The organism is Ferrovibrio sp. GW821-FHT12B10, from assembly GCF_058807515.1.
In genome coordinates, this window is sequence record NZ_JBXAQT010000002.1 from 299586 (window position 1) to 313777 (window position 14192).

12 protein-coding genes are annotated in these 14192 nt (G+C 63.8%); 2 read left to right on the forward strand and 10 right to left on the reverse strand.

Annotation, left to right across the window (positions count from 1 at the left end; genetic code table 11):
- Position 1: 1 nt before the first annotated feature.
- From AC1RRT_RS19185 to AC1RRT_RS19210, 6 genes are all read right to left on the reverse strand, one after another.
- Positions 2–1579, reverse strand: a complete 1578-nt coding sequence (locus AC1RRT_RS19185) for a response regulator (RefSeq protein WP_493015494.1) — start codon at positions 1577–1579, stop codon at positions 2–4.
- 8 nt (positions 1580–1587) lie between these two features.
- Positions 1588–2031, reverse strand: coding sequence for a response regulator (locus tag AC1RRT_RS19190; protein WP_493015495.1), 444 nt, complete (start codon positions 2029–2031; stop codon positions 1588–1590).
- A 302-nt stretch (positions 2032–2333) separates the two neighbouring features.
- Positions 2334–2873 carry a MarR family winged helix-turn-helix transcriptional regulator gene (locus tag AC1RRT_RS19195; RefSeq protein WP_493015496.1) on the reverse strand — a complete coding sequence of 180 codons (540 nt, stop codon included), beginning with the start codon at positions 2871–2873 and terminating at the stop codon, positions 2334–2336.
- Positions 2873–4174, reverse strand: coding sequence for a TRAP transporter large permease (locus AC1RRT_RS19200; RefSeq protein ID WP_493015497.1), 1302 nt, complete (start codon positions 4172–4174; stop codon positions 2873–2875). The genes AC1RRT_RS19195 and AC1RRT_RS19200 overlap by 1 nt, the downstream gene beginning before the upstream one ends.
- Before the next feature lie 2 nt (positions 4175–4176).
- Complete coding sequence (locus AC1RRT_RS19205; RefSeq protein WP_493015498.1) at positions 4177–4653, reverse strand: TRAP transporter small permease; 477 nt, start codon at positions 4651–4653, stop codon at positions 4177–4179.
- 78 nt (positions 4654–4731) lie between these two features.
- Positions 4732–5775, reverse strand: a complete 1044-nt coding sequence (locus AC1RRT_RS19210; protein WP_493015499.1) for a TRAP transporter substrate-binding protein — start codon at positions 5773–5775, stop codon at positions 4732–4734.
- A 172-nt stretch (positions 5776–5947) separates the two neighbouring features.
- On the opposite strand from AC1RRT_RS19210, the gene AC1RRT_RS19215 reads away from it, so the two are divergent.
- Positions 5948–8107 carry a thiamine pyrophosphate-dependent enzyme gene (locus AC1RRT_RS19215; protein ID WP_493015500.1) on the forward strand — a complete coding sequence of 720 codons (2160 nt, stop codon included), beginning with the start codon at positions 5948–5950 and terminating at the stop codon, positions 8105–8107.
- Between the two features lie 2 nt (positions 8108–8109).
- Positions 8110–9615, forward strand: a complete 1506-nt coding sequence (locus AC1RRT_RS19220; RefSeq protein WP_493015501.1) for an indolepyruvate oxidoreductase subunit beta family protein — start codon at positions 8110–8112, stop codon at positions 9613–9615.
- Positions 9616–9677: 62 nt separating this feature from the next.
- Here the strand turns inward: AC1RRT_RS19220 and AC1RRT_RS19225 are convergent, their stop codons facing one another.
- From AC1RRT_RS19225 to arfB, 4 genes are all read right to left on the reverse strand, one after another.
- Positions 9678–10316 carry a redoxin domain-containing protein gene (locus AC1RRT_RS19225; protein ID WP_493015502.1) on the reverse strand — a complete coding sequence of 213 codons (639 nt, stop codon included), beginning with the start codon at positions 10314–10316 and terminating at the stop codon, positions 9678–9680.
- Positions 10313–12421: a protein-disulfide reductase DsbD family protein gene (locus AC1RRT_RS19230; protein ID WP_493015503.1), complete on the reverse strand. Its 2109-nt coding sequence runs from the start codon at positions 12419–12421 to the stop codon at positions 10313–10315. The genes AC1RRT_RS19225 and AC1RRT_RS19230 overlap by 4 nt, the downstream gene beginning before the upstream one ends.
- A gap of 132 nt (positions 12422–12553) precedes the next feature.
- Complete coding sequence (locus tag AC1RRT_RS19235; protein WP_493015504.1) at positions 12554–13627, reverse strand: lipid A deacylase LpxR family protein; 1074 nt, start codon at positions 13625–13627, stop codon at positions 12554–12556.
- Between the two features lie 98 nt (positions 13628–13725).
- A complete protein-coding gene (arfB, locus tag AC1RRT_RS19240; RefSeq protein ID WP_493015505.1) occupies positions 13726–14145 on the reverse strand; it encodes an alternative ribosome rescue aminoacyl-tRNA hydrolase ArfB in 420 nt (139 codons plus the stop codon).
- Positions 14146–14192 lie beyond the last annotated feature (47 nt).

Genomic DNA, 14192 nt, shown 5'->3' on the forward strand with positions numbered 1-14192 from the left:
TCTAGTTCGACACCTGGCGCGGCGCCTGCTGTTCCTGACGCTGCGCCGGAGGCGGACCCTGCGGGCCAGCCTTGACGCCCAGCGCGGCAAGCGCATCTAGCATCACGGCATGATCATAAGGCTTGGCCAGCGCGCGACTGAAACGGCTGCCCAGGAAGCCGGCGGCCACCATCTTCTCGTCATAGCCGGTGGCCAGGATCATCGGGAAATACGGGTCGGCTGTGCGCAGCTCGCCCGCGACTTGATCGCCGCGGCCATCGGGCAGGCCGATATCGAGAATGGCGGCGGCATACTTGCCTGCTGCCCATAACCGCCGCACATCGGCACAGCTGGCGGCTTCATCAATCAGGAATCCGGAATCCTCGAGATTGCCGGCCACGACAGCCCGCATCAGCGGGTCGTCCTCGACCAGCAGCAGGCGCGGCTGCGCCATGCCCGGAGCATTACGGTCCCGGCCCAGGCTCTCCGTCACCACCAGCACCGAGGTCGTATCCGTCGCCATGGCCGTTTCCGGCTCGGGCAGCGGATCGGCTGCCGTGAAGGTGACGGTGATGCGCGTGCCGATCGAGGTCGGCTCTATGGTCAACGCGCCGCCGATCTTCTCGATCATGGCCATGACGATCTTGCTGCCGATGCCCCGGCTCTTGCGCCAGGCAGTCTCGTCAATGCCGACACCGTCATCCTCGACCTGCACCGTGATCAGATCGCCGTTACGCTCGGCTTTCACGCGGATCGCGCCGCCACCATCAGGATAGGCGTGCTTGAGTGCATTGATCACCAGTTCGGTGACCAGCAGGCCGACCGGGATGGCGAAATCGGTGCCGATGCGGGTCTGGCTGGCCAGGAACTGCAGCGAACTCCCGCCCTCGTCGCCAGACTGGCGCAGGTCTTCCACCAGACTCAGCAGGTAGTCGGCCAGATCGACGTATCGGACATCGGACGAACTGTAGAGGCGCTTGTGCACGCGCGCCACGGCGGCAACGCGCTTGTAGGCATCCAGCAGAATCTGCGCCGACCGCGTATCGGCCTGGGCTGAACTCTGCACCTGCAGCAGGCTGGCGATGAGCTGCAGGCTGTTGGAGACCCGATGGTTCACCTCATGGATCAGGACGGCGCGTTCATTGGCCAGAGCTTCGAAGCGGTCGCGTGACTCCCGCAGCTCGGTTTCGGCCTTTTCGCGCAGGCGGCGTTGCTGTCGCACCTCGATGGCCGAGGCGATGGCAGCGCGCAGCAGGGCCAGGAATTCCGGGCCGGCATCCTTGATGACATAATCGGTGGCGCCGGCCTTCAGGGCCGAAACCGCCACGCGGCCCTCGGATTCACCGGTGACATACACGACCGGCGGCGGATCGGGCAGCATGACAATCGCGGCCAGCGTTTCCAGGCCGGTCTGTTCCGGCATGTGATGGTCCAGCGCCACCACGTCGATGGCGCGGTTCTGTCGGATGCGCGCGATGCCATCGGCGCCGCTGGTCACGGTCTCGACCTGATAGCCGTTGCGTTCGAAATCCTTCTGCACCAGACGGCACAGACCGGCATCGTCGTCGATATAAAGCAGATATGGGCGGGGTGCTGTCATGGGTCCGATCAGGTCGCTTCAGGAACCTGCATCACCATGAAGAACATGCCAAGCTGACGGATAGCCTGGGCGAAATTCTCATAGTTGACCGGCTTGGTGATATAGACGTTGCAACCCAGATCGTAGCAACGCTGGATTTCCGCCTTGTCGTCTGTCGTGGTCAAAACCACCACCGGGGTGCGGCGCAAACCGGCATGATCCTTCACCCGCTTCAGGATATCGACGCCGGACATGTCCGGCAGATTGAGATCGAGCAGCACCAGGAACGCGCCGCCATGACCACCCGTATCGCCATCGCCGATCCTGACCAGATACTCGATCGCCGGTCCGCCGGAGGCGAAATGCACAATCTGATTGCTGACGCCGGCGCGGCGGATATTCTTTTCGATCAGGCGGGCATGGCCCTCATCATCCTCGATCATGACGATCGTGACTGCGTTCTGCTCGCTCATCCGTCTTCCCCGAAATGCCGATGATCCGCCAATGCCGGTGCATGGCGGAACAGATTGAAGGGCGGTCTCGCTATCGGCCCGCGCGACACCTCGACAATTTGTCCGTGGCATGCAGCAGAACAGGCAGGTGAGGGCCGGACGCAGAAATGCCGTTCCGTTCCCCGATTTTCATTCCGCCCGGATTTTCGTGCGTTGTCAATTGGGTAGGCGACGATTTGTTCTGGTCCGCCGCACCGTATATTTCAAGGTAGACTGCGGTTTTCCAGCATTGCCCGCCATAACCGCAGGCCATGATCGAATGCCTATTCCAGCGCCTCGCTGCCCAGGCTTTTGGCCATTTTCTTCAGCAGCCGATTCAGGGTTGCCCGCTCGGCCGGCGACAGACCGGCGACGATATTCTTCTCATGCTGGGTCACCTTGGTCATCAGTTCAGTCAGCAGCGCCTCACCGGCCGCGCTGAGCGACAGCGCATAGGTGCGGCGATCGTTGGCCGTACGGTGACGCTGGATCAGGCCCTTCTTTTCGAGCTGGTCGAGCGCCGGGGTCAGTGTCGACTTGTCGACGCCGACACCACGGCTAAGGTCGGTCTGGTTGATGCCCGGATTGGCGCGCAGCAACACCAGAAGGCTGAACCGCCCCGGTGTCAGCCCACCCATGCGGCCGACGAGCCCCTCGCCCACCACCTGGATGAAGTTCTCGAACACCGCCACCTGAGCGATGCGCAGGTTATAGCCATACAGGCCCGGCAGCGGCCCCCGATCAAGCTTGCGATCCAGCTTGTCAGTCTTGCGGGCGACTTTGGCCGGTGCGGCCTTTGCCGAAGAGGTGGGCTTGCGCGCCATCAGTTCATCTGGCTCGGCAGATACAGGGCGATGGCAGGGAACAGCACCAGCAGAGCCAAGCGAATCAGATCAATGAGGATGAACGGCATCACGCCCTTGTAAATCTCCCATAGCGGGATGTCACGGGCGATAGAGTTGATGACGAACACATTGATGCCGACCGGCGGCATCACCATGCCCAGCGTGGTGACCATAACGATGATGACACCGAACCAGATCGGGTCGAAGCCCAGTTGCATCATCACCGGATAGATGATCGGCACCGTCACCAGGATAATGGCCAGTTCGTCCATCAGGGCGCCCAGGATCAGGTACATGATCAGGATCAGCACCAGCACGCCATAGGGCCCGATCGGCAGCGCGGTGAGGAAGTCGCTCACCTTCTGCGGCGTCTGGGTGATGACCAGGAAATAGCCGAACAGGAAAGCGCCGACCACGATGGTGAAGATCGACCCGGCCGTGCGGACCGCCTCGACCAGGCTGGCCTTGATCTCATCCCAGCCGAGGCGGCCACGCAGGATGCCGATGATCAGCGCACCGCAGGCGCCGCAGCCAGCCGCCTCCGTGGCGGTGAATACGCCGCCATACATGCCGCCCACAATGCCACCGAACAGCAACACGGTGGCCCAGATGTCGCGCAGCGAAGCCATCTTCTCGGCGAAGCTGAATTTCGGGCCGCGTGGCAGCAAGTGTGGCTTCAGCATACCGATGACCTGAATCACGACCATGTAGAGCACGACAGCCAGCAGGCCCGGCAGGATGCCCGAGATGAACAGCTTGCCGATATCCTGTTCGGTGAGGATGCCGTAAAGCGCGAAGATCACCGAGGGCGGAATCATGATGCCGAGCGTGCCGCCGGCGGCAATGACACCGGTGGAGAAACCTGGATGGTAGCCGCAGCGCCGCATCTCGGGCAGCGCCACGCTGGTCATGGTGGCCGCCGTCGCCACGGACGAGCCGTTGATGGCGGCAAAGCCCGCGCAGGCGGCAACCGTCGCCATGGCAAGCCCGCCGCGACGATGGCCCAGCCAGGCCTCGCCCGCGCGGAACAGCTCGCGGCTCATGCCGGCGGCGGTGGCAAAGGCGCCCATCAGGATGAACATCGGGATGACGGCCAGATCGTAATCGGTGGCAATGCGGATCGGCGATTGCGCCAACAGATTCATCGCCGGCTTCATGGCCGCCAGAATGCCAAAGCCGCCGACGCCGACGATGCCCATGGCAACGCCCACCGGAATGCGCAGCATCATCAGGAGGAAAAGAACGACAAAGCCGCCAACGGTGACGAAATCCTGATCCATGCTCAGGCTCCCTTGCCGACGGTGGTGCCGCGCATCAGCCGGATCAGGCGCAGCAGCAGCAGAACCGCCGCCAGCGCGATGCCCAGCGCCGCCACGGCATGGAAAGGCCAGACCGGTAGCCGCAAGTCAAAGGTCTGCTCGTTGCTGGCGTAGACGCTGATCACCTTGCTTTCCAGCATCCAGGCAAACAGGCCCATGAAGACGAGCGTGACTACCGTGGCGGTGATGTCGATGATCCGCCTGCCCCAGGGCGGCGCCATCTCCCAAAAGCCGTCAACCTGGATATGGCGGTTATGGAAGCCAGCCAATGCAATGCCCCAGAACATCGCGGTGCCAAGCAGGAGGCGGGAAATGTCATAGGCATCGGGCAGGCCATAGTTGAACAGCCAGCGCAGCATGACGGCGACAAAGGTCAATGCGGCGATCGCGCCCAGCAGGAGGCCGGCGATCAGCTCAACCTTGTTGACGAAGCGGTCCATAGGCAGTCCCCCCTGCCGGAAACAAAAACATGGCTGCGGCAGCCGGACAAGCCGCCGCAGCCATGACGTATGCGCCGATCAGAAAGCGGCGGCGTTGCGCTTCTTCAGCTCGGCCTTCAGCTCGGTCAGGGCCTGTTCGCCGTTGACACCGGCCTTCTTGGCATCTTCATACCAGGCCTTGGTCATCTCGTCGGCCACCTTGCGCCAGGCCGCCATGTCGGCGTCGCTGGGCTTCACGCCCTCATGCCCCGGCAGCGCCAGCATCTTGGCCTTGCCGGCAGCTTCAGCATCCGACCACTTGGTGTTGACCTTCTCCGACCAGTCCGACGTGCAATGCTCGTCGAAAGCCTTTTTCTGGGCCGCCGAGAGCTTGCCATAGGTAGCCTTGTTCACCGCCAGCACGAAGTTGCTGATATAGAGCGGCGCGTCCATGTGATACTTCACCACCTTGTCGATGCCGAAGATGAACAGGCTGTCCCACGGGAAAGTAATGGCATCGGCCACGCCGCGCTCCAGCGCCTCGCGCGATTCCGGTGCAGTCACCTGCACGTTGGTGCCGCCGGTCAGCGTCACCAGGCGCGCCACGGTGGCATTACCCGGACGGATCTTCAGGCCCTTCACGTCATCGGGCTTAGAGATCTTGCTCTTGCCGTGGAAGGTGCCCGGATCATGCACGAAGGTCATGCAGACCTTCACATCCGCCATCTCCTTTTCGGCGTATTTGCGATACCAGGAATCGATCGCTGCCGAGCCGCTCTTGCCATTCGAGAACAGGAAGGGCAGCTCACTGCCGGCGATCACCGGGAAACGGCCCGGCGTGTAGCCCGGATTGACATAGGTGATGTCGGCGACGCCATCGCGCGCCATGTCATAGTGGTCTTTCGCCTGACCAAGCTGCTGCGCCGGGAAAATCTGGATCTTTACGGTGCCGTTGGTCGCCTTTTCCAGCGACGCGCCCCATTCCTGCCACGACGGATGCAACGGATGCGCTGGCGGCAACCAGTGCCCCAGACGCAGCGTGACCGGCTTGTCCTGCGCGACGGCCGGAGTCGCAAGCGGCAACGCCGCTGCCAGCCCGATTGCTGCAACTGCACAGGCATAGAAATGCTGTTTTAACGCCATTGTTTGTTTCCTCCGCTTGCAGGCGGCTCTCGTCCGGAGCCGTCCTTTTGTCTGCATGAAAAGGCTAGCAGCCCCGCCCCGATGCTGTCCATCGGATTTTGTTGGACGCCAAACTAATTCCTTGACGATCCCGGGGGCGCGCGTCAGATTTCGCTTCAGTGGGAGGAAGATGATGGAACGCTCTTTCGCGAAAGAGATTGAATCACTGCGGTTAGGCGACGGCGACACCTTCCGGGGCGAAGGTATTCTCGCGGTCACCAAGGCGCTGCTGCAGTCCGGCGTTTCCTATGTCGGTGGCTATCAGGGCGCGCCGGTCTCGCATCTGGTCGACGTTCTGGTGCAGGCGCAGGACATCCTCGATGATCTCGGCATCCATCTCGAAACCTGCACCAACGAAGCCTCGGCTGCGGCTCTGCTCGGCGCCTCCATTCATTATCCCGCGCGCGGCTGCGTCACCTGGAAATCCATCGTCGGCACCAATGTGGCGTCTGACGCCCTGAGCAACCTCTCTTCCGCCGGTGTCACCGGCGGCGCGCTGATCGTGATCGGCGAGGATTACGGCGAAGGCGCCAGCGTGATCCAGGAGCGCAGCCATGCCTATGCGATGAAATCATCCATGTGGCTGCTCGATCCGCGCCCGGACTTGCCCACCATCACGAAAAACGTCGAGGATGCCTTTGCGCTATCGGAGATCTCCAACACGCCGGTGATGCTGGAGCTGCGTATTCGCGCCTGCCATGTCACCGGCAGCTTCCCGGCCAAGACCAACCAGCATGCGAAAGTCTCGCGCAATAGCCGCCTACCGGGACCATCGGCGTTCAATTACGATAAACTCGCTCATCCGCCGGCCACCTTCATGCAGGAGAAGCTGAAACTGGAGCAACGCCTGCCGGCGGCGCGCAAGTTCATCCTTGAGCGTGGCCTGAACGAGACCATGCCAGGTGATCTGTCGGAAATCGGCATCATCGTGCAGGGCGGCCTGTATAATGGCCTCAACCGCGCACTCATGAATCTCGGTCTCGCCGATGCCTTCGGCAAAAGTCGCGTGCCGACCCTGGTTCTCAACGTCACATATCCACTGGTGCCCGAGCAGCTGACCCAGTTCTGTGCCGGCAAGCGCGCCGTTCTGATGGTGGAGGAAGGCTCGCCCGAATATATCGAACAAGCGCTACACATGGCCTTGCGCAAGGCCGATATCAACACTCGCATCCACGGCAAGGGCATGCTGCCGGCGGCCGGCGAATACACCATCGAAGTCCTGACACGCGGCCTGCTCGCCTTCATCAAGGCCGAACAGCCGCAGATCGACGTGACCGGCAGCGAGACCGGCTTCGAGACCGCACTGGACAACCGCCGCACTGCCCAGGCGCTGATCGGCCCGACCCTGCCGCTGCGGCCGCCGACCTTCTGTACCGGCTGCCCCGAGCGTCCGGTCTTCACCGCGATCAAGCTGGTGGAACGTCAGATCGGCAAGGTGCATGTCGCCGCCGATATCGGCTGTCATGCGCTGGCCACCTTCGCACCGTTTTCGCTGGGTCATTCCATTCTCGGCTATGGCATGTCGCTGGCCTCGGCCGCCGGCGTCGGCCCGATTATGAACACGCGCTCGCTTGCCATCATGGGCGATGGCGGCTTCTGGCATAATGGCGTCTTGTCCGGCGTGGCCTCGGCGCTCTTCAACCGCGGCGACGGCGTTCTGGTGATCATGCAGAACGGTTACACGTCTGCCACCGGCGTGCAGTATATCCCCTCCTCCGCCGGCAACCGCGTCGACGGCTTGGCCAGCGGCTCGGATATCGAAAGCACGCTGAAAGCGCTCGGCGTAAAATGGGTGAAGCGCCTGCGCTCCTATGGCCTGAAGGACATGACGGCTAGCCTGAAGGATGCCCTGACCACGGCAGGCAAGGGGCTGAAGGTGATCATCGCGGAGGGTGAGTGCCAGCTCGCACGCCAGCGCCGCCTGCGCAGCGACGAGGCGAAAGCCCTGAAATCCGGCGAGCGCGTGGTGCGCACCCGTTTCGGCATCGACGACAGCGTCTGCACCGGCGACCATTCCTGCATCCGGCTCAGCGGCTGCCCGTCGCTGACCATCAAGCCCAATCCCGATCCGCTGCGCACCGATCCGGTGGCAAGCGTGATCAGCAGCTGCGTCGGCTGCGGCCATTGCGGCGAGGTCGCCCATGCCGCCGTGCTCTGCCCCTCCTTCTACAAGACCGAGATCGTGCATAACCCCGGCTGGTGGGACCGCATCAGCGACCGCCTGCACCGCACGGCGATCGGCTGGCTGAACGGCAAGCCAGCCTCGGCGCCCCAGATTGCGGCGGGAGAATAGACATGGCCGCGACAAGACCTCTCTGCGTCCTGATCGCAGCCATGGGTGGCGAAGGCGGCGGCGTGCTGACCAACTGGATCGTCGAGACCGCCGAGCGGCTCGGCTATCCCGTTCAGGCGACTTCGATCCCCGGCGTCGCCCAGCGCACCGGCGCCACCACCTATTACATCGAGCTGTGGCCCGAGCGGACGACACAGCGTCCGGTCATGTGCCTGAACCCGATGCCGGGCCAGGTGGATGTGATGATCGCCAGCGAATTCGTCGAGGCCGGCCGCGCGATTGCCAACGGCTTCGTCTCACCCGATCGCACGCTGCTGATCGCCTCCACCCATCGTGTCTTCGCTGTGGCCGAGAAAAGTGCCATGGGCGATGGCCGCTATGACACTGGAAAACTGTTCCGCGCCGCCCAGGACTTCGCCCAGCAGACTATCCTGTTCGACATGGACCAGACCGCCAAGGACGCCGGCTCGATCCTCAATGCCGTGCTGCTGGGCGCGCTCGCCGGTTCCGGCGTGCTGCCCATTCCCGCGCAAGCCTTCGAGGACGGCATACGCACCGAAGGCAAGGCTGTCGAAAGCAATCTGGCCGGTTTCCGCTTCGGCCTCAGTCACGGTCAGGGCGAATTGGCCGAGCGTCAGGCGCGCGCCGCCGCACTTCCTCAGGTCAGCAGCGCCGGCGCGCTGGCCGACCGCATCGGCCGCCTGCCCGAAGCCGCGCGCCGTCTGGCGACCGAAGGCGTGAAACGCCTGATCGATTATCAGAATGTCGCCTATGCCGAACTCTATCTCGACCGGCTCGATACAATTGCCAAAACCGGAGACGTCTTGCTCACCAGCGAAGTCGCGCGTCATCTGGCGCTGCGCATGAGCTTCGAGGATGTCATCCGCGTGGCGCAGCTCAAATTGAAGCCTGAACGGTTTGCCGCCATCGAGCGCGAGATGCGCGTGAAGGATGCCCAGCCCTATGCGGTGGCCGACTATGTGAAACCCGGCATCGAGGAGATCGCCTCGCTGCTGCCGCCCACGCTGGCGACATGGGTGATCGACCTCAGCATCCGCAAGGGCTGGATCGAGACCGTGCATTTCGGCATGACCGTGCAGTCCAACCGCCTGGGCGGCTATCTGCGCTTCCGCCTGCTGGCGGGCCTGCGCACATGGCGTCCGCGCAGCTTCCGCTACATGGAAGAGCAGCAGCGCATCGGCGACTGGCTCGACCTGATCCTAGCGGCTGCCGCCAAGGATGCGGCGCTGGCGCGCGAGATCGCCGACTGCGCCCGGCTGATCAAGGGCTATGGCGATACCTTCAAGCGCGGCGTGGGCAACTTCACCCTGATCCGCGACCGTGTGATCCTGCCGGCGCTGGATGGCCGCCTGCCCGTCGCACGGGCTATCGAGGCCGTCGTGCAGGCACGCACGGCGGCACTGGCCGATCCGGATGGGCAGTCGCTGAGCAATACGCTCGCCGATTTCGAGGCGAGCCTGAAAGCGCTGCCTCAGGCAGCAGAATAAAAAAAGGGCGGCCCCGAGTTAATCTCCCTGGGCCGCCCTTTCCTGTTTCAGAGAGACCGCGATTACGACGTGGTGTCGTATTTGACCGTGCACCCATAGGGACGCGAGGTGCTGGCCGTCACCGCCTTGCCCTGCGCCATCTCGGTCAGCGCGCTGTCGACGAAATTCTTGGCCCCGGCAAGGTCATCCACACGGGTCGACGGCTTGTCGTCGATGCCGCCGGCATAGGCGAGCTTGCCATCCGGTGCGATCACATACATATGCGGCGTCACCTGGGCGCCATAGGCCCGCGCGATCTGGCTCTTGGGATCGAGCAGCACGGCCGATGGCGCGGCGCCACGGTCAACCGTCAGCTTGTTGGCCTGGCCCGCATCGACATACCCCTGCTCGCCCACCGGGGATGAGACAATAGTCAGCCAGACCACGTTCTGGGCCGTCCACTTCTTCTGCAGGCCCTGCATGTTGTTGCCCGTGTAATGCTTCTTCACGAAGGGGCATTCATGGTTGGACCATTCCAGCACCACGGTCTTGCCCTTGAGGTCGGCGAGCGACACGGTCTTGCCGTTGGTGTCCTTGGCGCTGAAGGCAGGCGCCGGCTGGCCGACCTGCACACCGGCAGCGGACACCAGCTGCGGAGCAGCGAAGAAAGCCACCGCGCCGATCAGGCCGGCGGTCAGCAGGGTACGACGTGCAACAGTCATGGCTTTACACTCCTGGTTGGGTTGGAGAGAGACGCACTTTTCTCAGACTGACCGCGAGATCCGATGCGGTCGATGGACTCAAGATGCTCCAGCACGATGGCGGGGGTGAGGATCTGCGGCAGCACCACGCTCTGGCCGTTGGCGTAGTAGAGATAGAGCGGCACGCCGCTGCGGCCATTCTGTTCGAGAATTCTGGTGATCTCTGGATCCTGGTTGGTCCAGTCACCCTTCAGATAGACGACGTTGCGCTCACGGAAGGCCGTCTGCACGCTGTCAGTGCTGAGCGCGGTACGCTCGTTGACCATGCAGGTGATGCACCAGGCCGCCGTCATATTGACAAAGACCGGGCGCTTTTCGGCCAGCAGCGCATCCAGTTTCTGACGGGTGAAGCTTTCCGCATTGCCGGCTGTCTGCGCCGTCTGCGTCGTGGCCTGCACCGGATCGCGTGTCACGCCGGCCAGCGCCACACCGGTGGCGATGATGGCAATAGTGGCAAAGCCGGCAGCCCAACGGCCGCGCAGGTTCCAGGCCCAGGCGGCCGAGGCCAGCAGCACCAGTCCAAGCATGGCGGCCAGCAGTCCGGTCTGGCCGACCTGCTGGCTCAGCACCCAGATCAGCCAGGCGACCGTGGCATAGAGCGGAAACGCCAGTGCCTGCTTCACACGCTCCATCCACAGGCCGGGGCGCGGCAGACGGTCGGCCAGTCGCGGAATAAAGGTGAGCGCGAGGAAGGGCAGCGCCAGGCCGAAGCCGAGCGCAAGGAAGACACTGAGGCCGATCGCGGCCGGCTGCGTCAGCGCAAAGCCCACCGCCGCGCCCATGAAGGGCGCCGTGCAGGGCGTGGCGACCACGGCGGCAAGAATGCCGGTGAAGAATGAGCCCTGATAGCCTGCGCGCTGCGCCAGCCCATCGCCGATGCCGGCAAAGCGTCCGCCGATATGGAACACGCCCGACAGGCTCAAGCCCATGGCGAAGAGCAGATAGGCCAGCAGCGCCACCACTAGCGGCATCTGCAACTGGAAGCCCCAGCCGATCTGGGCACCGGCCGCGCGCAGGCCGAGCAGAAGTCCAGCCAGGACGGCGAAGCTGAGCAGCACGCCGAGCGTATAGGCGATGCCATGGCGGCGCATGCGCGCCCTGCCCGCGCCGGCATGCTGCACCAATGCCAAGATCTTGATCGACAGCACCGGGAAGACGCAGGGCATCAGGTTCAGCACGATGCCGCCGAGCAATGCCAGCAGCGCGGCCTGCAGGATCATCTGCCAGTCGGCGGCCTGTGCAATCGGCGCAGCCATGGGGATATTGGTCAGCTCGAAAGCCTGCCGCTGCTGGGTGCCGCCAGTGTCTTCGGTCAGCACCAGCAGGCCGCCACTTTGTTTGGGCAATTCGGCGGCGGCATAGGTGCTGCGCTTCAGCCGCAGCGCCAATCCGTCGCGATCCACGGTCAGCGGCTGGGCAGCGGCATGTTCGATCAGCGTCTCGCTGTCGGGCAGGAAGACAGCCTTGGCGATCCGCTCGGCTTTCAGGCCCGGTGCCATCACGCGCAGCACAAAGCCATCCGCATCCCGCTCCAGACGCGCCTGCCAGGGCGACGGTTGCGCCAGCTGCATGCGCGCGGCATCGAAGGCCGTTGTTGTTTCAGGATTGCGTGCGCCGTCACCAGCAGACAGCGTCGCGCTCAGCGTCGCCTCGCCCGGCACGCATTCCTTTTGGCAGACCAGCCAGTTCACATCGGCTTGGATTTTTGCAGAGTCCTGCACGACCGCTGGCGGCGTGATCTGCGTCAACAGCAGGATCTCGCCCTCATAGCCATAGTTGACCAGATGGGCGACGGGGATCTGCTCGGGCACCGGCCAGTGGATCGGCCCGGCGCTGTAGCCCGGCGGCAGGGTCCATGCGATCTCGGTGGCGAGGCCGGAGTCACCGGGGTTGCGCCAGTAGGTATGCCAGTGCGGCTCCATGCGCAGGCGCACGCCGACCCAGAAAGGCTCGCCGCCGCGCACAGTCTGCGGCTCGGCGATCAGCGCCGCCTTGACCAGCCGGTTGCCGGGCAGCTCGGCCGGAGCAGACGAAGCCGGGGCCGCAGGCGCAAAAGCCAAGGCCATGAAAACGGCCGGCAGGAGGCGGCGGAAAAATCCAGCGAAAGGCATGGCATAAAATTCCGGTAAAACGCCGCCCCGGGCAAGTGATATCGCCTCACAAGACTGCGAGGCGCTGCAGGTTGTGCCGGATTCAGCCTAGAATTTCAGCGACACCGAGAAAGCGCCGAACTGGTCGCTGGCATCCTGGGTCTCGTATTCGCGCGTGCGCAGCACATGGGTATAGGCCAGGCGTATGCCATCAACCACCACAGCGAGGCCAAACTGGGCATCGCCCACCATGTGCCGCTTGTCGACGCTGCGACTGTCGGCCCAGGTGTTGCCATCCAGGAAGATGTTGCGCGCCACCGCGCGGCCATCAACACCGCCGAATAGATACCAGCCGAAGCCGCCCGGCGCGCGTTCGAAATAGCCCGAGCCCGGCAGGCTGGGCTGCACGCGCGGCGGACCGAAATCTGTGGGCAGGTTCTGGCCGAAGCGCAGCATCGCGCCGGTATTGGCATAGGTATAGACATTGCCCAAAGCCGCGCCTGCATGCGGCGTGGCATCTATGGCAAAGCCGGCGGGCAGCTTGAATTCCGGCGACTGCCAGCTGCGCTGATAGGTCAACTGCAGGGTCGGTTCATTCTTGAGCTGCGTGTCCCAGCCCTGCGCTTCCGGAGAGTCGACAATGGAATGGATGAAGTCCTGCGTCTCATGCGCCAGGGCGGCCGGGCCGATCACGCCGACGCTGACCAGCATCTGGTCCAGCACATTGTCGGTGCGCGCCACCACGCCGACCGATCCATAGAGCCAGCCCGCATAGGGCCGGTCGCCCGGCGGCGGATTGCGCTGCAGCTTGTCGGTGGCGGTGTACATATTCTGGCCGAGCGCGTATTCGACGCGGATGTCACTGTGCCAGCTCAGCATCGGCACATAACTGGTCGCATCGCGCAGCCACTGGGGCTCGTCGCCCTTCGCCGTCATGTAGCTGAAGCGCACACCGCTCGTGTAGCGGCGGTCGGTGTTGTAGAACAGGTCGTTCTCGACAACCAGACTGTAGATGCCGCGATCCTCGGGCTTGCGCTCAGGCGGCGGCACTTCGCCAGCCGCAGCCGGCACCGCCTCATTCTCGGGCTGGGTCGAAGGCTGGGTCTGGGCCTGATCCTGCGCGATGGCAGGCGCAGCAAGCAGCGCGAGGCCCGCAAGGGCCAGCAGGGAACGGAATGTCATGAAAGGATGCAACACTGATAAAAACGACAAAGGGGAACGGCTGGCCTGTCTTGCCCGCCGATTATGGCATGAACGGGGCAGGACGTGTTTCGTTACCATTAATCGTATCCCGGCTTGCCGCGCATGGTCTTGACCGCCGAGCGCTTGCCCTTGGATTCCAGCCGACGCTTCTTCGATCCAAGCGTCGGCCGCGTCGCCCGCCGTGCCTTGGGCACCACAGCGGCCTCGCGGATCAGGGCCAGCAGGCGGTCCAGCGCATCCTGCCGGTTGCGGTCCTGGCTGCGATGCTGCTGGGCGATCAGGATCAGTACGCCATCGTTGGTCAGCCGGCTGCCGGCCAGCTTTTCCAGCCGCTGCTTCACATCCTCGGACAGGCCGGGCGACTGCCGCACATCGAAGCGCAGTTGCACGGCGGTCGAGACCTTGTTCACATTCTGCCCGCCGGGGCCGGAGGCGCGGATGAAGGTGGTCTCGATCTCGCGTGGATCGAGGCTGATGCGATGGGTGACCCGAATCATGGCGTCAGGCTACCGGGGCCTTTCCGGCTTTGACAGACACGCGGCAC

Excerpts from the sequence above, each read along its gene's own strand:
- AC1RRT_RS19190 (WP_493015495.1), bottom strand. The coding sequence starts at position 2,031 with ATGAGCGAGCAGAACGCAGTCACGATCGTCATGATCGAGGATGATGAG.
- AC1RRT_RS19195 (WP_493015496.1), bottom strand. The coding sequence starts at position 2,873 with ATGGCGCGCAAGCCCACCTCTTCGGCAAAGGCCGCACCGGCCAAAGTC.
- AC1RRT_RS19200 (WP_493015497.1), bottom strand. The coding sequence starts at position 4,174 with ATGGATCAGGATTTCGTCACCGTTGGCGGCTTTGTCGTTCTTTTCCTC.
- arfB (WP_493015505.1), bottom strand. The coding sequence starts at position 14,145 with ATGATTCGGGTCACCCATCGCATCAGCCTCGATCCACGCGAGATCGAG.
- AC1RRT_RS19220 (WP_493015501.1), top strand. The coding sequence starts at position 8,110 with ATGGCCGCGACAAGACCTCTCTGCGTCCTGATCGCAGCCATGGGTGGC.
- AC1RRT_RS19185 (WP_493015494.1), bottom strand. The coding sequence starts at position 1,579 with ATGACAGCACCCCGCCCATATCTGCTTTATATCGACGACGATGCCGGT.
- AC1RRT_RS19215 (WP_493015500.1), top strand. The coding sequence starts at position 5,948 with ATGGAACGCTCTTTCGCGAAAGAGATTGAATCACTGCGGTTAGGCGAC.
- AC1RRT_RS19205 (WP_493015498.1), bottom strand. The coding sequence starts at position 4,653 with ATGGACCGCTTCGTCAACAAGGTTGAGCTGATCGCCGGCCTCCTGCTG.
- AC1RRT_RS19230 (WP_493015503.1), bottom strand. The coding sequence starts at position 12,421 with ATGGCCTTGGCTTTTGCGCCTGCGGCCCCGGCTTCGTCTGCTCCGGCC.
- AC1RRT_RS19210 (WP_493015499.1), bottom strand. The coding sequence starts at position 5,775 with ATGGCGTTAAAACAGCATTTCTATGCCTGTGCAGTTGCAGCAATCGGG.
- AC1RRT_RS19235 (WP_493015504.1), bottom strand. The coding sequence starts at position 13,627 with ATGACATTCCGTTCCCTGCTGGCCCTTGCGGGCCTCGCGCTGCTTGCT.
- AC1RRT_RS19225 (WP_493015502.1), bottom strand. The coding sequence starts at position 10,316 with ATGACTGTTGCACGTCGTACCCTGCTGACCGCCGGCCTGATCGGCGCG.